The sequence below is a fragment of the Azospirillum terrae genome (assembly GCF_053470425.1).
The window spans coordinates 78,978-98,536 of sequence record NZ_JBPXMR010000002.1 but is presented as its reverse complement, the minus strand read 5'-3'; the positions used below and the strand labels follow the sequence as shown (position 1 = coordinate 98,536).

At 68.8% G+C, this 19,559-nt stretch carries 20 protein-coding genes and 1 pseudogene; 16 read left to right on the top strand and 5 right to left on the bottom strand.

The features are described 5' to 3' along the window. Window positions 1-133 precede the first annotated feature (133 nt). From ACSVDD_RS06955 to ACSVDD_RS06925, 7 genes are all read left to right on the top strand, one after another. Entirely contained in the window at window positions 134-574 is a 441-nt protein-coding gene (locus ACSVDD_RS06955; RefSeq protein ID WP_448188598.1) for a 4a-hydroxytetrahydrobiopterin dehydratase, read from the top strand. 84 nt (window positions 575-658) lie between these two features. After that, the gene (locus ACSVDD_RS06950; RefSeq protein WP_448188597.1) at window positions 659-1,510 is read left to right on the top strand and encodes an HTD2 family dehydratase; all 852 of its coding nucleotides are present in this window, start codon (window positions 659-661) and stop codon (window positions 1,508-1,510) included. Window positions 1,511-1,575: 65 nt separating this feature from the next. Further along, window positions 1,576-1,755, top strand: a complete 180-nt coding sequence (locus ACSVDD_RS06945) for a hypothetical protein (protein WP_448188596.1) — start codon at window positions 1,576-1,578, stop codon at window positions 1,753-1,755. A gap of 122 nt (window positions 1,756-1,877) precedes the next feature. Further along, window positions 1,878-2,456: a YqaA family protein gene (locus ACSVDD_RS06940; RefSeq protein ID WP_448188595.1), complete on the top strand. Its 579-nt coding sequence runs from the start codon at window positions 1,878-1,880 to the stop codon at window positions 2,454-2,456. A gap of 60 nt (window positions 2,457-2,516) precedes the next feature. Further along, window positions 2,517-3,500, top strand: a complete 984-nt coding sequence (locus ACSVDD_RS06935) for an SDR family oxidoreductase (RefSeq protein ID WP_448188594.1) — start codon at window positions 2,517-2,519, stop codon at window positions 3,498-3,500. Window positions 3,501-3,537: 37 nt separating this feature from the next. Beyond that, complete coding sequence (locus ACSVDD_RS06930) at window positions 3,538-4,419, top strand: TrmH family RNA methyltransferase (protein WP_448188593.1); 882 nt, start codon at window positions 3,538-3,540, stop codon at window positions 4,417-4,419. Between the two features lie 357 nt (window positions 4,420-4,776). Beyond that, entirely contained in the window at window positions 4,777-7,776 is a 3,000-nt protein-coding gene (locus ACSVDD_RS06925) for a diguanylate cyclase (RefSeq protein ID WP_448188592.1), read from the top strand. On the opposite strand, the gene ACSVDD_RS06920 is transcribed toward ACSVDD_RS06925, so the two are convergent. After that, window positions 7,771-8,217, bottom strand: coding sequence for a hypothetical protein (locus ACSVDD_RS06920; protein WP_448188591.1), 447 nt, complete (start codon window positions 8,215-8,217; stop codon window positions 7,771-7,773). The genes ACSVDD_RS06925 and ACSVDD_RS06920 overlap by 6 nt on opposite strands. 187 nt (window positions 8,218-8,404) lie before the next feature. Here ACSVDD_RS06920 and msrA point away from each other — a divergent pair, with 187 nt between their 5' ends. From msrA to ACSVDD_RS06875, 9 genes and pseudogenes are all read left to right on the top strand, one after another. Beyond that, window positions 8,405-9,073, top strand: coding sequence for a peptide-methionine (S)-S-oxide reductase MsrA (gene msrA / locus ACSVDD_RS06915; RefSeq protein ID WP_448188590.1), 669 nt, complete (start codon window positions 8,405-8,407; stop codon window positions 9,071-9,073). A 31-nt stretch (window positions 9,074-9,104) separates the two neighbouring features. Next, a complete protein-coding gene (locus ACSVDD_RS06910) occupies window positions 9,105-9,386 on the top strand; it encodes a type II toxin-antitoxin system RelE/ParE family toxin (RefSeq protein ID WP_448188589.1) in 282 nt (93 codons plus the stop codon). A gap of 11 nt (window positions 9,387-9,397) precedes the next feature. Further along, window positions 9,398-9,757, top strand: a complete 360-nt coding sequence (locus tag ACSVDD_RS06905) for a HigA family addiction module antitoxin (RefSeq protein ID WP_448188588.1) — start codon at window positions 9,398-9,400, stop codon at window positions 9,755-9,757. 146 nt (window positions 9,758-9,903) lie between these two features. Continuing rightward, window positions 9,904-10,401: a PAS domain-containing protein gene (locus tag ACSVDD_RS06900; protein ID WP_448188587.1), complete on the top strand. Its 498-nt coding sequence runs from the start codon at window positions 9,904-9,906 to the stop codon at window positions 10,399-10,401. After that, on the top strand, window positions 10,398-12,410 hold the full coding sequence (locus ACSVDD_RS06895; RefSeq protein WP_448188586.1) for a DNA translocase FtsK: 2,013 nt from the start codon (window positions 10,398-10,400) through the stop codon (window positions 12,408-12,410). Before ACSVDD_RS06900 ends, ACSVDD_RS06895 begins: the two co-directional genes overlap by 4 nt. 74 nt (window positions 12,411-12,484) lie before the next feature. Beyond that, window positions 12,485-12,784, top strand: coding sequence for a type II toxin-antitoxin system ParD family antitoxin (locus ACSVDD_RS06890; protein WP_448188585.1), 300 nt, complete (start codon window positions 12,485-12,487; stop codon window positions 12,782-12,784). A 35-nt stretch (window positions 12,785-12,819) separates the two neighbouring features. Next, window positions 12,820-13,308, top strand: a complete 489-nt coding sequence (locus ACSVDD_RS06885; RefSeq protein WP_448188584.1) for a DinB family protein — start codon at window positions 12,820-12,822, stop codon at window positions 13,306-13,308. A gap of 67 nt (window positions 13,309-13,375) precedes the next feature. Beyond that, window positions 13,376-14,692: pseudogene (locus tag ACSVDD_RS06880) on the top strand (dicarboxylate/amino acid:cation symporter); the annotation flags it as partial. Window positions 14,693-15,048: 356 nt separating this feature from the next. Beyond that, on the top strand, window positions 15,049-16,911 hold the full coding sequence (locus ACSVDD_RS06875) for a di-heme-cytochrome C peroxidase (protein ID WP_448188583.1): 1,863 nt from the start codon (window positions 15,049-15,051) through the stop codon (window positions 16,909-16,911). A gap of 120 nt (window positions 16,912-17,031) precedes the next feature. Here ACSVDD_RS06875 and ACSVDD_RS06870 read toward each other — a convergent pair whose 3' ends face one another. From ACSVDD_RS06870 to ACSVDD_RS06855, 4 genes are all read right to left on the bottom strand, one after another. After that, window positions 17,032-17,397, bottom strand: a complete 366-nt coding sequence (locus tag ACSVDD_RS06870; RefSeq protein ID WP_448188582.1) for a hypothetical protein — start codon at window positions 17,395-17,397, stop codon at window positions 17,032-17,034. Then, window positions 17,397-17,870: a hypothetical protein gene (locus tag ACSVDD_RS06865; RefSeq protein ID WP_448188581.1), complete on the bottom strand. Its 474-nt coding sequence runs from the start codon at window positions 17,868-17,870 to the stop codon at window positions 17,397-17,399. The genes ACSVDD_RS06870 and ACSVDD_RS06865 overlap by 1 nt, the downstream gene beginning before the upstream one ends. A gap of 286 nt (window positions 17,871-18,156) precedes the next feature. Next, window positions 18,157-18,504, bottom strand: a complete 348-nt coding sequence (locus tag ACSVDD_RS06860; RefSeq protein WP_448188580.1) for a hypothetical protein — start codon at window positions 18,502-18,504, stop codon at window positions 18,157-18,159. 6 nt (window positions 18,505-18,510) lie between these two features. Then, window positions 18,511-19,329: a PAS domain-containing protein gene (locus tag ACSVDD_RS06855; RefSeq protein ID WP_448188579.1), complete on the bottom strand. Its 819-nt coding sequence runs from the start codon at window positions 19,327-19,329 to the stop codon at window positions 18,511-18,513. Window positions 19,330-19,559: the final 230 nt, after the last annotated feature.

The following is a 19,559-nucleotide window of genomic DNA, read 5'->3' as shown; positions in this document are numbered from 1 at the left end:
GCCCAAGAACAGGAGGAACGCGGCAAGGGTTCACCAAAGGGCTATAGCCCAGCCCGCGCCCGGCCTCAACGCAGGCTTGCCGAAGCGGCGCGTGGACCCCAGGTGACCTTGTGCACCACAAGGGAGACAGACGATGGCGACCGCTCAGCAGCCCCGCCCCCAGCCGCCCCGTGACGAGTCCGGCATGATGTGCGACCTCGCGTCCGGCACCTGCGAGCCGTGCCGTGGCGGCGTCCCGCCCCTGGACCGCACGATGATCCAGCGCTACCTCGTCCAGGTGCCCGGCTGGGGCACCGCCGAGAACCCCGACCGGCTGCTGCGCACCTTCAAATTCAGGGACTTCCGGGAGGCGCAGGACTTCGCCATGCGCGTCGGCGACCTGTGCGAGCAGGAGGGCCACCACGCCGACATCCACCACGGCTGGGGTTACTGCACGGTCGAGTTCTGGACGCACAAGATCAACGGCCTGCACGAGAACGACTTCATCATGGCGGCCAAGGTGGACGGCCTGTACGCGTCGCCGTACGTGCCGGCCTCGGCGTCCATGGGCGACGTGTCGCCGAAGGTGCGTTAGGCACGTACAACGTCGGGCACTTGGCGTACGGCCCTGTTGCAAGTAAGGTTAATCCCGGACATCCCCTGCGACAGGCCCCTTCCCTTGACCGACGCGGACGCGCTGCGCTCCTGGATCGGCCGCACCACGCGGCGCCTTGATACCCTCTCCCCCTGGCCTCTGGCGGGGCTGGCCGCGACGCTGGACCGCGAGGACGCGCCGCCGCAGCCCGGCGATCCGCTGCCGCCCGGCGCGCACTGGCTGTACTTCCGCGGCGCCGCCCCGATGAGCCGCCTCGGCCCCGATGGGCACCCGCGGCGCGGCGGGTTCCTGCCGCCGGTGGCGCTGCCGCGGCGCATGTGGGCCGGCGGGCGCCTGACCTTCCACGGCCCCCTGCGCGTCGGCGACGCCGCCGAGCGCCTGTCCGAAGTGGCCGACATCAAGGTGCGCACCGGCCGCACCGGCGAACTGGTCTTCGTGCTGGTGCGCCACACCGTGAGCGGCCCGCACGGCGTGGCGCTGGTGGAGGAGCACGACATCGTCTACCGCGACCACCAGCCCGCCGGCGTCGTCCCGCCAGCCCCCGAGCCCGCCCCAACGGACGCGGCGTGGAGCGAGACCGTGCACCCGAGCCCAACCCTGCTGTTCCGCTATTCGGCGCTGACCTTCAACGGCCACCGCATCCACTACGACCGCCGCTACGCCATGGAGGAGGAGGGCTATCCCGGCCTCGTGGTGCAGGGGCCGCTGATCGCAACGCTGCTGCTCGACCTTGCCGGGCGGGTGCGGCCGGGGCGGATTCTGGCGCGCTTCGCCTATCGCGTGCTGGCGCCGGTGTTCGACACCGGTTCCTTTACGCTCAACGCCCGGCCGGAGGGCGACGGCCTTGCGCTGTGGGCGGCGGGGCCGGGCGACGATCTGGCCGTGCGGGCGGAGGCGGCGTTCGCCGCGCCATAGGTAGAGTGCGGAACCGGGAGTGCCGGCTCCTGTTGGCCTTGCTGTTCCCCGGCAGGAGACAGGACATGAACGGCGACACCCCCGAGAGGAAGCCCGACGACGCCAGGAAGAAGGCCGACATCACCATGCCGCCGCGCTGCGACGAGTACAGCGGCGGCGGCGGGTCCTTCCCCGACACCCGCGACCGCGCCGAGCCCGGCCACAAGGACGGCGACTGCGACCGCATCGGCAACGCCCCGGACTGAACCCATTGGACTGAACCGGGGTAGCCCGGCGGCGCATCCGCCCTTGCCCTCAAATTGGCCGTAGCCAGCGGCGGCGCTCCGGGCTAGAACCGCGGCACTGCAGCTACGAACCGCGACGGGCAATGCTGAAGCGACTCTACGACTGGGCGATGGAAAAGGCCGCCTCGAAGAACAGCCGGGGCTGGCTGGCGGCGGTGTCCTTTGCCGAAAGCTCGTTCTTCCCGCTGCCGCCGGACATCCTGCTGATTCCGATGGTGTTGGCCGACCGCCGGAACGCATGGCGCATCGCCACGCTGTGCACCGTCGCCTCGGTGGTGGGTGGCATCGTCGGCTACATGATCGGCTATTTCCTGTACGAGACCATCGGCCGCTGGGTCATCGACTTCTACCATCTTGGCGAGCGGTTCGAGGTCTTGCGCCAGACCTTCGTCGAGTACGGCGCCCAGATCATCATCATCAAGGGCATGACGCCGATCCCCTTCAAGCTGCTGACCATCACCGCGGGGGTGGCGCGGCTGGATCTGTGGGTGTTCATCGGCGCGTCGATCCTCTCGCGCTCGATGCGGTTCTTCCTGGTGACCGCGCTGCTGTACTGGTTCGGCACGCCGATCCGCGACTTCATCGAAAAGCGCCTGACGCTGGTCACCAGCGTCTTCGCCATCGCCCTGGTCGGCGGATTCCTGGTGGTGAAGCTGCTGTAGCCGAGACGCCCACGCCCCTCGCGCTGTTGCCTGTGACGGAGTCATGGGAGGAACAGCGTTATGGACGGATTGCAGGGCGCCTCGGTCGTGTTGACGGGTGCGTCGAGCGGCATCGGGCGGGCCGCCGCGCAGGCGTTCGCGCGCCAGGGCGCGCGGCTGGTGCTGGCGGCGCGCCGCAAGGGCTTGCTGGAGGAGGTGGCGGACGAATGCCGGGCGCTGGGTGCCGAGGCGGTGGCGGTGCCCACCGACGTCACCGACGCCGGCGCGATGAAGGACCTCGCCGAGCGCGCCATCGAAGCGTTCGGCACCATCGACGTCTGGGTCAACAACGCCGGCATCGGCGCCGTGGGCCGCTTCGAGGAAACCCCCATCGAGGCGCACCGCCGGGTAATCGAAACCAACCTGCTCGGCCCGCTCTACGGTGCCCACGCCGTCATGCCGGTGTTCCGCCGCCAGGGCTTCGGCGTGCTGATCAACACCGTGTCGGTCGGCGCCTACGCGCCCGCCCCCTTCGCCGCCGCCTACGCCGCCAGCAAATTCGGCCTGGAGGGCCTGCTGGAAAGCCTGCGCGCCGAGGCCGGCGACGCGCCGGACATCCATGTCTGCGGCGTCTACCCCTCGTTCACCGGCACGCCGGGCCTGCGGCACGGCGCCAACTACACCGGCCACGCTCTGGAGCCCGAAAGCCCGTTCTACGACGACCCGGAGGACGTGGCCGAAACCATCGTCGCGCTGGCGCTGAAGCCGCGCCCGCGCGTCACCGTGGGGGCGCTCGCCAAGCTGGCGCTGCTCGGCCACGCGGTGGCGCCGCGCCTCGTCGAGCGGATCGCCGGCTACGGCGCCCGCCGCCACTTCAGCCGGACGCCGCCCGCTCCGGTCAGCGACGGCAACCTGTTCGAGCCCATGGAGGAGGGCCGCGACGTGCATGGCGGCTTCCAGACGCCTCGGCCCCTGTGGAGCGCCCCCGCGGTGATGGCCGGCGTGGCGGTCGCCGCCGCGGCGGCCTACGCCGGGCTGAAGCGCCGGCCGCACCGGCGGATATAGGCTGCGGCTGCGGCGGGTGGTGGCGATTCGGCGCGGTATGCGCCACACTGCGGCCATGCCGAAGCCCCCCGCCCCCCGCAAGCCCGCCCCTGCCCGCACCCGCGCCCGCGCGCCCGGCCGGCCGGTTCACGCCGCCCCCATCCAGCGCGAGGAACCGCGCAAGCTGTTCCGCGTCGCCGGGCTCGCCGCCGTGTCGGCGCTGTTCGCGCGCGAGCCGGGACGCGTCGAGCGGCTGTTCTTCGACGAACGGCTGAAGGGCGAGGTCGGCGCGTTCTGCACGCAGCTCGCCCACGCGCGCCGGCCCTACCGCATGGTCGAGGGCGAGGAACTGGCGCGCGTCGCCGGCACGCCCATGCACGGCGGCGTGGTGGCGCTGATCGAGCCGCGCCCGGTCCCGGCGTTCGACCCGGAAGCCGCGAAGGGCTGGGCGGCGGACGGACGGCCGCTGCTGATCCTCGACGGCGTCGGCAACCCGCACAATCTCGGCGCCATCGTCCGCACCGCGGCGTTCTTCGGGGTGCCCAGGCTGGTCGTCTCCGACCATTCCGGTCAGGCGCTGCCGTCCGAGGCCAGCTACCGCGTCGCCGAGGGCGGCTTCGAGTGGGTGGAGGTCTACCGCGCCGAACGCTTCGCCATCGCGCTGAAGCGGCTCAAGGGCGTTTACCGGGTGGTCGGCACGGCGCTGAGCGAGCGCGCCAAGCCGCTCGGCCCGATGGCGGCGGGCAAGCCCGGCCGTCTTCCGGCCGCCATCGTCCTCGGCAACGAGGAGGAGGGGCTGCCGGCGGCGACGCTCGCCGCCTGCGACGATGTCGTCATGATCCCCGGCTCCGGCCACGTGCAGTCGCTCAACGTCGCCGCCACCGCGGCCATCCTGATCCACACGCTGGCCGGGCGCACGCCGGCTAGAGCTGTTTCCTAGCCGGCCTAAAGCCCCTCTCCCTCGACGGGATCGGCGCGTGCAAGCGCCGATGGTTGGGGAGAGGGTGGCGCCGGCGAAGCCGGCCAGGAATTTATCTTCCGCCCTGCCGGGCGTAAGTCCCCCTCTCCCTAACCCCTCCCCCGCAAGGGGGGAGGGGCTTCACGATGGACCGGAAAACGCTCTAAGTAACGATGTTGCCTGCGCACCGGGGTAAGCGGCGGCCGGGCCACATTCTTCGTCCGCATACATGACATAAATCAGATAAAACGATAGGACGTTTGGTGTAGCAAACATTACAGTATGAGCGCGGAGCGCCGACACCGGCCTCCGCTTCCCGCCACCCCCAGGCCCGCACGCATGGTTCCGGATACGGACACCGCCGCCATCGCCGATGCCGCGACCCCGCCCGCGGGCGCCAGCGCCGCCGCGCCCACGCGGCTGAGCCCGCGGGTGCTCGTCGTCGCGTTCCTGGTGCTGACGGCGGCCGTCGTCGGTGCGGCGTGGTGGACCATCGGCGGATTCGCCGCGGCGGAACGCAGCGCCGCAGCCCGCCAGCTCGCCACCGTCGCCGATCTGCGCATGGAGCAGTTCGTCGAATGGCAGGGCAACCGTGCCGCCGACGCCGCCGCCATCCACGGCGACGCCGTGCTGGCGGAATGGATCGACGAGCTGTTCGGCGGCATCGCCTCGGAAGACCGGATCGCCACGCTGTCGGCGCGCCTCGACGCCCTGCGCGAGGGGTACGGCTACCACGCCGTGACGCTGTACGACGGCGCCGGTCGGGAATGGCTGCGCTCCGACGCCCGCCCGAATCCGCCGGCCGCCGCGTCGGACGAGGCGCTGGTGCGCCGCACGCTGTCCAGCCGCCGTGTCGCCATGTCCGACCTGATGATCCGCAACGGCGCCGCACCGCAGGCCGGGCTGAATCTGCACACCGCCGTGCCCCTGCGCCGCCGCGGTTCGGGCGAGCCGGTCGGCGTCATCGTGCTGGACTACGACGCCACGCGCCCGCTGGCCGGGTATCTGCAAAGCGTCGAGACCTCCGGCCCGCGCGTCGATCTGCGGCTGGTGCCCGACCAGCCGGGGGATACGCCCATTATCGGCGCCGGTGCGCATCTCGGCACGCTGGAGCGTCTGGGCCCCGCCTCGCCAACGGCCTACGCCGAGACGCGCCGGGCCGGCGAGACCGCCGTGGCGACCCGCGACGAGGCCGGCCGCCCGGTACTCGCCTTGGCGCGCGCCGTGCCTGACACCTCCTGGCAACTCGTTGCCCGCCTGGAACTCCAGGGGATCGAGGACGCCATCGCCGCCGAGCGCAACCAGGTGATGGCGCTGACCGCCGTCGGACTGGTGCTGGTGGCGGCGGTGCTGGTGGCGCTGTGGCGCGAGCAGGAGTTGAACGTCGCCCGCACCCGGCTGGCCGGGCAGGCCTCGCTCGACGAGAGCGAGGCGCGCTTTCACATGTTCATGGACAACTCCCCCGCCATCGCCTTCCTGAAGGACGAGCGGGGGCGTCTGCTCTACACCAACGCCGCCTTCCGCCGCGCCTTCGGCTTCGAAGAAAAGGAGTGGTTCGGCCGCACGACGGAGGAGCTGTGGCCGGCCCACACCGCCGGCGCCTTGATGCGCAACGATCGCGCGGTGCTGGAGACCGGCATCCCCGGCCTGTTCGAGCAGGACCACACGAACGAGCGCGGCACCACCGTCTGGCTGGTGTCCAAGTTCCCGTTCCGCGATTCGGCCGGGCGCCTCCTTCTGGGCGGCACCGCCGTGGACATCACCGAACGCCGCCGGCAGGAAGAGGCGCTGCGCCGCCGCACCCAGGCGCTCGCCGCGTCCAGCCGGTGCAGCGACGTTCTCGCCCGCGATCTGCTGGAGCCGGCGCTGCTGGCCGAGATCTGCTCGGCCATCGTCGAGGAAATCGGCTGCCGGCTGGCCTGGGTCGGCTACGCCGTGGACGACGCGGACAAGTCCATCCGCGCCATGGCACGGGCCGGCGAGGATTCGGGCTATGTCGACGGCCTGTCGCTGTCCTGGGCCGACACCGAGCGCGGCCTCGGCCCCATGGGCACGGCGATCCGCACCGGCCGCGTCATGGTGGTGCACGACATCGGCACCGACCCGCGGTTCGGGCACTGGCGCGACGCGGCGATGCGACGCGGTTTCGCGTCGTGCATCGGCCTGCCGCTGACCATCGGCGACACCATTGATGATCGGGGGGCCGGCGAGCCGGAAACCGGCGAGCACGTGATCGGCGCGCTGTGCGTGTACGCCACACAGCCCGACGCCTTCGGTGCGGAGGAGGTCGCCCTGCTGCGCGAACTGGCGGCCAAGCTGGCGCTGGGCATCGCCCGCGAGCGCGAGCGCGCCGAACGCCGCCGGGTCGAGGCGGCGCTGCGCGAAAGCGAGCATCGCTACCGCCGCCTGTTCACCGGCGCCAAGGCCGTGGAGCTGCTGATCGATTCGGCCGATGGCCGGATCGTCGACGCCAACGACGCGGCGGCGGCGTTCTACGGCTGGCCCAAGGAGACGCTGACCACACTGCACATCACCGACATCAACTGCCTGACGCCGGACGAGGTCGCCGCCGAGATGGCGCTCGCCACGGCCCTCGCACGCTCGCACTTCCACTTCCGCCACCGTCTGGCGTCCGGCGAGGTGCGCGACGTCGAGGTGTATTCCGGCCCCATCCAGGTCGGAGAGCAGGAGTTGCTCTACTCCATCGTCCACGACGTCACCGACCGCCGCCGCGCCGAGCGGGCGCTGGCCGACACCACGGCGGCGCTGGAGCGCTCGAACGCCGAGTTGGAGCGGCTGGCCATGCAGGACGCGCTGACCGGCGTCTCCAACCGCCGGCACTTCACCGCCGTGGCCGAGCGCGACACCGCGCTGGCGCGCCGGCACCGCTGGCCGTTGAGCGTGCTGATGGTCGACATCGACCATTTCAAGGAGGTCAACGACACGCACGGCCACGCCGTGGGTGACGAGGTGCTGCGCGTGCTGGCCGGCGTGTTCCAGTCCGTGCTGCGCGCCTCCGACCATCTCGGCCGGTTCGGCGGCGAGGAGTTCGTGGTGCTGCTGCCCGACACCGCGCTGGAGGGTGCGGCGACCACCGCCGAGCGGCTGCGCACCGCGGTCGCCGCCACCCCGTTCACCGGGCGCGACGGTGTGCCTTTCACCTGCACCATCAGCCTCGGCGTGACCGAGTGGTGCCCCACCGACCCGTCCATCGAGGACGCCATGAAGCGCGCCGACGCCGCGCTCTACGACGCCAAGCGCGCCGGGCGCAACGCCGTGCGCACCGCGGTGGCGGAGGTGGCCGCGGCGGAGGACGAAATGGACGAGGTGGCCCTATAGGGGCCTGCCTATCGCCACGATCAGCACCAGCGCCACGATGCCCATGGCCAGCATGGGCAGCATCTCGATGCCATCGACGTTCCAGGTCGGCGCGCGGCGGTGGCCGCGGCGGGCGTGCGGGTGCGGGTCGCCCATGGCGACGATGTCGGCCTGCGTCGTCGGGCGGACGTTCGGCGCGGAGATCGCCGGGGCCGCCGGACTCGCCAGATCGACGACGCCCTCGCTGTTGCCGGTGGTCGCGTCCGGGTGCGGGCGGGTCAGCATCGGGTCGAGGTCCACGTCGATGCCGGCGCGCTCCAGCCGGTCAACCACCTCGGCGACCTCGGTGGCGGGCATGGAGTCGATGGGCAGGATGCGGCCCAGATCCTCCACGCTCATGCGGCCGCCGCGCCGGGCGGCTTCCTCCTCCAGGCGGCGGTAGGCGGATTCGTCGATGGGCATGCTGCGGCCTCCCGATGGTGTGTCTTCGCACCCCTTAACAATCGGGAGCCGTCGAGGCTCCGCCAAGACCCCGCAGTGTGCGGGGTGTCCCCAAGGTCAGGGTTGCCGTTGCGGCCCAACGGCCCAACCTATGCCCCTAAAGCCCATACAAGACAAAGATCGACACCGGACGGGAGGCCGGACCGCCATGCTGACACAGTTTCTCCGCAAGCCCCTCACGCTCCCCACCGCCGCCGAGGCGCTGCCCGGCCGCTCCCAGGAGATGCGCGTGCCCGACCGCCACCACGTCAACGGCAACCCGCTGAAGCCGCCCTACCCCGCCGGGCTGGAGGTCGCCGACTTCGGCCTCGGCTGCTTCTGGGGCGCGGAACGCAAGTTCTGGCAGGTGCCCGGCGTGTGGGTCACCGCCGTCGGCTACCAGGGCGGCGAGACGCCGAACCCCACCTACGACGAGGTGTGCAGCGGACGCACCGGGCATGCCGAAATGGTGCGCGTCGTCTACGACCCAGCCAAGGTCCGCTACGAGGAGCTGCTGAAAATCTTTTGGGAGAGCCACGACCCGACGCAGGGCATGCGCCAGGGCAACGACGTCGGCACGCAGTACCGCTCGGCCATCTACACCCACACCGAGTCGCAGCGGGCCGCGGCCGAGGCCTCGCGCACCGCCTACGAGCGGGCGCTGAAGGGGGCGAGCCTCGGCACGATCACCACGGAGATCCGCGATGCGCCGCCCTTCTACTTCGCCGAGGACTATCACCAGCAGTACCTGTCCAAGAACCCCCACGGCTACTGCGGCCTGGGTGGGACGGGGGTGAGCTGTCCGGCCATATCCGCGGAGCGTACACAATCCGCTTGACGGACTTATATACGCATCGCATACATAAAGGATGATCAAGAGTTTCGCGGACGCGCGGACGGCGGCTCTCTTCCTCGGGCGGGCGGCCAAGGGCGTCCCGGCGGATGCGCAACGGCGTGTCAAACGAAAGCTCGACCTGATTCACGCCGCCGCGACACTCGATTTCCTGCGCTCGCCACCGGGCAACCGGCTGGAAGCGCTGAAGGGTGATCGTGTCGGCCAGCACAGCATCCGCGTCAACGACCAATGGCGCATTTGCTTCGTGTGGCGGGACGGCGACGCCCACGACGTGGAGTTCACGGACTATCATTGAGGATCGTGACGATGGGCATCCGTATCGAAGATCTGGAAGCGGGCCGGGTGGATCTAACCGGCGTGGCCGATCCGGACGGCACGCCAACCGGCCCCATCCATCCCGGCGAGATCCTGCGAACCGAGTGGCTTGAGCCGCTGGGGCTCACCGCCTACCGGTTGGCCAAGGACATCGGCGTGCCGCCCAACCGGGTTACGGAGATCCTGGCCGGCCGCCGCAGCATCAGCGCCGAGACCGCGTTGCGTCTGGCCCGCTACTTCGCCACCGACGCCCAGTCGTGGATGAACCTGCAAAGCCATTACGACCTGGAACTGGCGCAACGCCAGCTCGGCAACCGGGTCGCGGACGAGGTGCAGCCGCGCGCGGCGTGACGGCGACGCCCCCTGCGCGGCGGGGTGCGGCTATGACAACCACATGCCGACGCCAAGGCTTGGTTGCAGGGGGCGGGCGGTTCCGGGTATGGTTCCGGCGGCCCCTTGAAGTCATTCCGGCACCTGACGTGAAACCGCAAATCTCCATGATGAAGGATAGAACTGAGCTGTCCACACCGGTCCTCAGCGGACTACTGGACTTCTGGCTCAGCAAATGCGCCGGCGGGAATCCGCCGGTTTCCAGCACCATCACGCCGGCAGAGCTGCGGCCGTGGAAGGACAACATTGTCATCTTCGAAATCGTCGGAGAGGATGACTATGTCTATTCCTATTACGGCAAGGCGCTGGAGAAGGCCTGGGGGCATTCGCGCCTCGGCCACACGCTGAACGCCCTGCCCGACGACCAGCGCAAGACCCTGCACTCGGAATACGAGAGCGTCCTGCGCGAGAAACTGCCGGTCGCGCGAGTCTACACCGGCAGCTTCGACGGCGTCGCCCGCACGTGGGAACGCCTCGTGCTGCCGCTGTCCAGCGACGGCGTCACCGTCGACAAGCTGCTGGTCGCCGCGTACGAGATGCCCAACTCGTCGCCCCTGCCGACCTGGCTCAACACCGACATCAAGAAAGCGGGAGCCACGGCATGAAGCCGCGCACGCCCCACCTGACCGCGCCCGTCACCCAGTCCGGCGTCGTCACCGCGGACGAGTTCAATCTGTGGTGCGCGCTGAACGGCCGCCCTTTCAACGTGGTGCCCAACGCGCGCACCGACGGCCACACGCTGTGGGATGTCGAGGTGCTGCCCGGCACGCCGGGCGCCGGGCGCGTCTACTCCACCAACCTCGGCGACGAGGCGCTGGCGGTGGTCGCCGGCTTCGCCTTCCTGGCCGGCGTCGAGTGGGCCTATGAGGCCCGCGCCGCCGCCGAGGAACAGCAGCACGCCGCCGCCGCGCCCGAGCCGGCGCTGGCGACTCCGGTCGAGCCGGCGGTGACGCCGGCACCCGCCGCGGTCCCGGTTCCGGCTACGGAAGCCGCCGCGCCCGAGGCTGCCGCAGCCGAGGTTCCCGCACTGGTCCCCGCGCCGCTGCACGTCTCCGTCCCCGCCCCGGCGGTGGAGGAGGTGAAACCGCGCGCCCCCGGCGAGCCGTACCAGCTGCCACCGGCCACGCTGTTGCAGTCGCCGCCGCCGCGCCCGCCGCAGCAGCACGACGAGTCGCTGCTCGCCCGCAACGCGCGCATGCTGGAAACGGTGCTGAAGAACTTCCGCGTCCGCGGCGAGATCATGGACGTGCGCCCCGGCCCCGTCGTGACGCTCTATGAGTACGAGCCGGCGCCGGGCACCAAGTCCGCCACCGTCATCAACCTGACCGACGACATCGCGCGCTCCATGAGCGTGGTCACCGCCCGCATCGCCATCGTGCCCGGCCGCAGCGTCATCGGCGTCGAGCTGCCGAACCCGGTGCGCGAGATGGTCTATCTGCGCGAGACGTTCGACGCCGAGTCGTTCCGCAACACGCAGGCGAACCTCGCCATCGCGCTGGGCAAGGACATCAGCGGCGAGCCCATCGTCGCCGACCTCGCCCGCATGCCGCACCTGCTGGTGGCCGGCACGACGGGCTCGGGCAAGTCGGTGGCGATCAACACGATGATCCTGTCGCTGCTCTACCGGCTGACGCCGGAGCGCTGCCGCTTCATCATGATCGACCCGAAGATGCTGGAGCTGTCGGTCTATGACGGCATCCCGCACCTGCTCACCCCCGTCGTCACCGATCCGAAGAAGGCCGTGGTGGCGCTGCGCTGGGCCGTGCGCGAGATGGAAAGCCGCTACGAATCCATGTCGCGCCTGGGCGTGCGCAACATCGAGGGCTACAACGCCCGCATCGCCGAGCTGATCGCCAAGGGCGAGAAGATGCCCCGCCGCGTCCCCGCCGGCGAGGCCGAGAGCCTGTTCGACCTGACGCCGGAAGAGCCGGTGCTGCTGCCGTACATCGTCGTGATCGTCGATGAGATGGCCGACCTGATGCTGGTGGCCGGCAAGGACATCGAGGCGGCGATCCAGCGCCTCGCCCAGATGGCCCGCGCGGCGGGCATCCACCTGATCATGGCGACGCAGCGCCCCTCGGTGGACGTCATCACCGGCACCATCAAGGCCAACTTCCCGACCCGCATCAGCTTCCAGGTCACCTCGAAGATCGACAGCCGCACCATCCTCGGCGAGGCCGGGGCGGAGCAGCTGCTGGGCCAGGGCGACATGCTGTACATGCAGGGCGGTGGCCGGATCACCCGCGTGCACGGCCCCTTCGTCTCGGACTCGGAGGTCGAGGAGATCGTCCACTTCGTCAAGGCGCAGGGCCAGCCCAACTACGTCACCGCCATCACCGAGGAAGAGGAAGAGCTGGTCGCCGACGAGGACGACGATTCGGCCGGCGGCGCCACAGGCGACGATCTGTACATGCAGGCGGTCAATCTGGTGGTGCGCGACGGCAAGGTGTCGGTCAGCTTCATCCAGCGCCAGCTCCAGATCGGCTACAACCGCGCCGCCCGTCTGGTCGAGCGCATGGAGCAGGAACGCGTCGTCTCCCCCGCCAACCACCAGGGCAAGCGCGAGGTGCTGCTGTCGGTGGCCGGTCTGTCGGCGAAGCGCGCAGGGGTGTAGAGCCCTCGGGATGGGCGGTTGGCAATTATTGTCAACCGCCTTATCTTCGGATGGGGAATCTTCGGAGGCCAGCCATGCCGACGCGCAACATCAATCTGACCGAACACTTCGACCGCTTCATCGAAGCGGGTATCTCCGCCGGGCGCTACCAGAACGCCAGCGAAGTGGTCCGAGCCGCCCTCCGCCTGCTGGAACAGCAGGAAGTGGAATATGCGGAAAAGCGCGAGCGCTTCTGGGCCGCCATCCAGGAGGGGATCGACGCGGATGAACGAGGCGACGTGACGATTCTGGAAGAGCACGAAATCGCCGATTTCATCGAAAAAATCGGCGAGGAGGTTGAGGAACGGGCGCGCATGCGCCGAACCGGCACCTGACGCATGGCGAGGATCAATTACTCTGAGATTCAGCCATGAATCCGCCCTTCCTCACCTTCGCGCGTTACAACCGCTGGGCCAACCGGCGGCTCTATGGGGTGGCGGCGGAATTGACCGACGCGCAGTACCGGGAGGAGCGCGGCGCCTTCTTCGGTTCGCTGCGCGGCACGCTGAACCATCTGCTGGTCGGCGACCGGGTATGGTTCAATCGCCTGACCGGTGAGGGCGTCCATCCGCCCAGCCTCGACACCATCCTGCACGACGGTTTCGCCGACCTGCGCGCCGCCCGCGAGGCCGAGGACGAGCGCATCATCGGCTTCGCCGAAACCCTCGACGAGACGCGGCTGGACACGCCGTTCGCCTACCGCAGCATGGACGGCACCCCGGTCGAGTTGCCGCTGGGGCTGACGCTGTCGCATGTCTTCAACCACCAGACACACCACCGCGGGCAGGCGCACACGCTGCTGACGCAGTTCGGCCGTACCGTGCCGGCGCTCGACTTCATCTATTTCCTGCGCGAATAGCCGCGGCGGCAGAAACGAAACCCCACGCCCGCATGTTGTAGCGGGAAAGTCTGTGGGGGATTCGTCCATGGCGACCGCGGTAATGACGGCCGAACACCGGCCGCTGTACAAGCGCCTGTATTTCCAGGTCGTCTGCGCGATCCTGATCGGCGTCGCCATCGGCGCGCTCGCCCCGCAGACGGGCGAGTCGTTGAAGTGGCTGGGCGATGCCTTCGTCAAGCTGATCAAGATGATGATCGCGCCGATCATCTTCACCACCGTCGCGGTCGGCATCGCCAAGATGGGCGACCTGAAGGAGGTCGGGCGCGTCGGCGTCAAGGCGCTGGTCTATTTCGAGGTGGTGACCACGGTGGCGCTGATCATCGGCCTCATCGTCGTCAATGTCATGCAGCCGGGCGCGGGGGTGAACGCCGACCCGGCGACGCTCGACGCCAAGTCGGTGGAAACTTACGCCAAAGGCGCTCAGAAGCTCTCCACCGTCGACTTCATCCTGCACATCATCCCGGAAACCGTGGTGGACGCCTTCGCCAAGGGCGAGATCCTCCAGGTGCTGCTGTTCGCCGTGCTGTTCGGCGTGGCGCTGTCGCGCTTCGGCGAGCGCGGGCGAATCCTCGTCTCGATGCTGGACCAGGCCTCGCACGTGCTGTTCGACGTCATTGGCGTCATCATGCGCCTGGCACCGCTGGGGGCGCTCGGCGCCATGGCCTTCACCATCGGCAAGTACGGCCTCGGCTCGCTGGTCTCGCTGGGCAAGCTGATGGCGGCGGTGTACCTGACCTGCGCGCTGTTCGTCTTCCTGGTGCTGGGGCTGATCGCGCGGTTCACCGGCTTCAGCCTGTGGAAGTTCCTGAAGTACATCAAGGAAGAGATCCTGATCGTGCTCGGCACCTCGTCGTCGGAATCGGCGCTGCCGCGCATCATGGCGAAGCTGGAGCACGCCGGCTGCGCCAAGCCGGTGGTCGGCCTCATCATCCCGACCGGCTATTCCTTCAATCTGGACGGCACGTCCATCTACCTGACCATGGCCGCGGTGTTCATCGCCCAGGCGACCAACACGCCGCTCAGCCTCGGCGACCAGATCACCATGCTGGGCGTGCTGCTGCTGACCTCGAAGGGGGCGGCGGCGGTGACCGGCGGCGGCTTCATCACGCTGGCGGCGACGCTGTCGTCCATGGGGACGCTGCCGGTGGCCGGGCTGGCGCTGCTCTTGGGGGTGGACCGCTTCATGTCCGAGGCGCGCGCCATCACCAACCTGATCGGCAACGCCGTGGCCGGAATCGTCGTCGCCAAGTGGGAGGGCGCGCTGGATCAGGCCCGCCTGCTGCGCGTCCTCGACGGCGGGACGGAGGAAGAGGCCGACGAGCCGGAAAGCGCTCTGGACCACGATCTGGACGACTACGAAGCCTCGGAGATCGCCGCCGGCCACTCCAAGCCCTACACGCCGCCTCCGGTGCGCGTGTCCCCCGCCGCGAACACCGGCAAGGAGCGCACCGGCCGGCTGGGTTGAGTTGCGAAGCCCGCCATCCCGGCGTCTGGGAATGCCCGGGGCACCGGCGCACAGCCCAATCGCGCACACATTCGCATCACAAACAACCTTGTGGCGTCATCATTATTATCGAGATATCCTCCCAGGAGTTCCGATTCGAAGATAAATATTTCAATTAACAAATGAGTTCGCACGCTTGCCGCCTGCAAGGGCTCTCTTCGGATCGGTTTTACTGCCAACGGAGAGAGTGCATCATGGCATTTCGCACCATCGTGGGGGTCGCCGCCGCCAGCCTGCTGTTCGCCACATCCGCGAGCCACGCTCAGGACGCCACGGCCGCCGCGTCCAAGCCGGTCGCTCAGGGCTGGACCGCCGCCCAGCAGGCGCAGTTCTACACGGAAGACCAGGGATCGCGGATGATTCCGCTACGCTGGCTCCAGGCCCTCAAGCAGTCCGACCACAAGACGCCGTTCCTGGCCGACAGCCTGGCGCGCTACGGTTACCTGCCGAACATGAACTCCCCGGTCGCCGGCCTTCCGGTCGGCTTCAGCGCGCCGGGCGGCGATCGGAACGACACGGCCGTCGGGATGACCTGCGCCTCCTGCCACACGCGTGAGATCAGGATCAGCGGCACCCCGCAGCGGATCGACGGCGGCCCGGCCATCACCGACTTCTTCGCCTTCATGACCGATCTCGACGCGGCGATCACCTATGCGTTAGGCGACGGCTGGGTCGAGTTCGCCCAGGCGGTCCCCGAGCCCCAGGACAAGAGCAAGCTGCGCCAGCAGGTGCTGGAATGGGCCATTCCCTTCCACACCCTGATGAGCAAGGCGCTGAGCGGCACGCCGTGGGGCCTGAGCCGCCTCGACGCCGTGTCGATGATCTTCAACCGGCTGACCGGCCTCGACCTCGGCGACCCGAAGAACAACTACCTCATCCCCAGCAACATCCAGCCCGCCGTCGCCCCGGTCCGCTATCCCTTCCTGTGGAACGCCGGCAAGCAGGACAAGACTCAGTGGCCGGGCTTCACCAACCAGAGCAGCGCCCTGGCCCCGCTCGGCCGGAACATCGGTGAGGTGTTCGGCGTCTTCGCCCACTTCAATCCGAAAAAGAGCGTGTTGCACCCGATCCTGAAGGTCGATTACTGGAACAACAACTCCGTTCAGATCGACAACCTGAAGGATCTGGAAGGCCTGATCACCGTTCTCACGCCGCCGGCCTTCCCGGCACCGATCGATCCGGTCAAGGCGAACCAGGGCCAGAAGATCTATTATGCCCAGTGCAAGGGCTGCCACGATCTGCCCACCTCCACCGAGCGCGCGAGCTGGACGACGCCGGTGCAGAACGTCGGCACCGACGGCAAGGAATGGGAGGTCATGGCCCGCACCGCGAATCCGGGCGCGCTGACTGGCGCCTCGATTCCGGCGCTCCTGACCAAGGACCCCGGCGTCAACACGCCGCTGAAGAACGGATCGGCGTCCATCAACGTCCTTCAGGTCGCGGTCCTGGGCACCGTCCTGGAGGATCTGCTGCAAGCGCTGCTTCCCACCGGAAAGCCGGGTGACCAGCAGTTCATCACCGGCAAGCCGACCGATGATCTCCTCACCCTGGCGAAGGGCATCGATGCCCTGGCGAAGGACGCCGATTCCCTGACGGAAACCCTGAACGCCAGGGAGTACCTGAAGAACAAGGGCATCGACACCCAGTCGCTCGCCGGCCTCATGAAGGCGCCGAAGACGGCCGGGTCCTCCGCCCTGGCGGCGGCGCCCAGCGCGGCCTCGTCGATCTGCGACACCGGCTACAACCCGCCGTGCTATGAATCGCGGGTTCTCCGCGGCATCTGGGCGGCCGCCCCGTACCTGCACAACGGGTCGGTGCCGACGCTTTGGGACCTGCTGATGCCGGCCGCCCAGCGCCCGGCGACATTCGAGGTCGGTGCCGATTACGACGTGGTCAACGTCGGGCTGGCGAAGACGCAGACCGGCCTGAAGTCGGTGACTCAGACCACCGGCTGCACGGACGCCAAGTCCGGCAACAGCCGCTGCGGTCACGAATTCGGCACCACCTTGTCCAACGAGGACAAGTGGGCGCTGGTCGAGTTCCTGAAAGGACTGTAAGCGCACTCGGAGGCAAAGCGCGGCGGCGGAGCGATCCGCCGCCGTGTCCCTTCACCCCAGCAACTGCATGGCTGGCCGGGACGCGCGCCAGACCGTTGCGCGCCCCGACCGCACTCCCGCTTAGACAAACAGGAACCAGCCTGCGAGCCCTGCTCCACCGAGCACCGCGGCGGCGACCACCGCGACCATCAAGGCGTCGGCGCGCACCTTGACGTGCCGGGCCATGAAGAACGCTCCCAAGCCGAAGAACAGCAGCACGTCCACCAGGCCATGGGTGATCCAGTGATGGCCGGTGAGCGCCGCCATAAAGCTGTTCAGCGGCTCGTACGAGTCCTTCACCCACGCCAGCAGCGTGTTGAAGATGATCACGGTGGCAGCGGATAGCCCGAAGGCCGTTGACGCGGTGTCAAGCGTTGCTTCGCGCCACTTGGTGGTCACGTCCGAAATCCGGACCCGAACCACGCTCTCATCCAAGGAGGTGCTCATCATTCGGCTCCTTTCACCCCGGTGTGCACGAAGGCCACCTTGACACCGTAGTTGATGACCGCGCCCGCCCCCTCGATGACCAAGCCATTGAGGACGATCAGGCCCGCGACCGCCAGCACCATGGCCCGTGCCGCACGATTTGCCGCCAGCTTCTGGGCCGCGACGATGGGCAGGTATAGAGCCAGGATCAGCGGAATAAAGAACAGGTGCTCTTTCGTCTCCATGAAGAGATTGTGAGCAAAAGGCCACGGTCCTTTGAGGATGATCGCTTTCTCCGGCGCATAGTAGGTCACATACCAGTAGCCGCCGAACAGCCAAGCCAAAACGATAAACGCGGCTACAGCAAGGCTTGCTGCGAAAATACGTTTCTGGTTGGCGGGGCTGGCATTCAAGGCCTCAACGAAGACCCAGATACCGGCGAGGAGAGCCAAAACCCCAAAAGTTGGGTGCACAAAGAGGATGATGTCGCTCATGGCGAACCTCCCAGGGCATTTGCCCCACACAGGCCTCCGGTGGTGGAGGCCGTCACATAATGACAATGAATCCATCAGCAGTCGATGATGTACATCAGCGAAATAGGGCTTCTGGCATATATTTGATGATTCAATGCTTTATAATTCCGATATGGGTACTTCAAAATTGCAAAAACAAGAAGGAGCAGCAAGGCGCCTCTTCACTCGGCCTGCCGAAATCTCTGTGGAATTCATGGCACGCTTTCTGGAACGGTGGCGGCGCCGTTGCGGACTGTCAACCGCCCGCTCACCCCAGCAACTGCATCGTTCCGATCGCCGCGAACAGGACCAGCATCGCTTCGATGGCGGCCAGCAGTCCGCGCAGCATCAGCAGCACGGCGTCGGTCATCCGGTCGCGCCGCGGAAAGACCTCGGTCACCATCTCGACCACCGTGCGGCGCAGGCGGGCGGTCGCCGTGCCGGTGACCAGCAGCATCACCGGCGATCCCACCAGGAAGTACGCCACGCCCTTCCACCACGTGAACGCCTCGGGCATCGCCGCGAACGCGTAGATCCCCACGGCAATCCACAGGATCGCCGGCCACACATCCGCCGGCCCCAGCCGGGCCGGATCACTGCCGCCAGCATCCCCCATCCGGGCTCAACCGCCGGGCAGGTGGCGGTAGGCCAGCACGAAGGCCGGCCGGCCGGTCTCGTCGGCCAAGGGCAGCAGCAGTTCGACGAAGCGCGCGCCGGGCAGGATCGGGTCGTCCTTCACCAGCAGGCTGCGCGATTCCCCTTCGGCCAGACAGGCGCGCAGGTCGGCCATCCAGCGCTCCGCCGCCGGGGCGGGGTGGCAGGCCGACACCAGTTTGGTCACCGGGCGCATCCCTAAGCGGCGCTGAATCGCCCGCCCGCAGGCGTGATAGACGAAGTCCGAACCGTCCTTGACCGGCGCCAGCAACGCCAGACGCGACACGCACTCGCGGACCTGCGCGGTGTCCAGGTCGAAGGTGGCGGGCAGCGCCTTGCCCTGCAACTTCAGCCGGTTCCAATAGCCGTAGAGGATGCGCGCCTGCGCCGGCACCTTGTCGATGTCCAGCGGCGTCGCGCGGCAGCCCTCGGGTTCCGGTTCGGGCGGCGGCGGGGGCGGCGGCGGCGGGGGCGGGCTGACGACCGACTCCGGCACGACGGCGCCCCCGGCGATCATCGCCGACATGGCGGCCGAGGGGCCGGGCGTGCGCTCGCCGCGCCGTCCGCCATGGGCGCGCAGCAGCGGCAGCGGCTGCCACGCCGCGCAGGTGTGATAGGCCTTGGTGACCTTGCGGTAGTCCTGGCTGATCGCCGTGCGGCAATCGCCTTCGACGCTGTAGCGGGTGACGTGCACCAGCGTGTTGTCGGGCGCCAAGGCGCGCTCGCCGCCCCACGAGACGCAGGCGGCGCAGGCGCGACTGTCTTTGGCGAAGGCGTGCACGGACATGGGGCGGACGGCTCCGGGAACGGGGACTGAAGGACCCCTGGATGTTGGGCCTGGGATAAGATTGATGACGCCGTTCGGGCGGCGGTTCAAGCGGCGTTTCGCCCCGCGCTTGCATTGTTCCAGCTTCATGGCGGGGGTGCCCAAGCCGGCTCTTCCTTCCGGCCGTCTTAGTCCCTATAAAAGGCCCTCGCAACGACCGACACCCGCCCCCTCTCCCCGCGCACACCCGG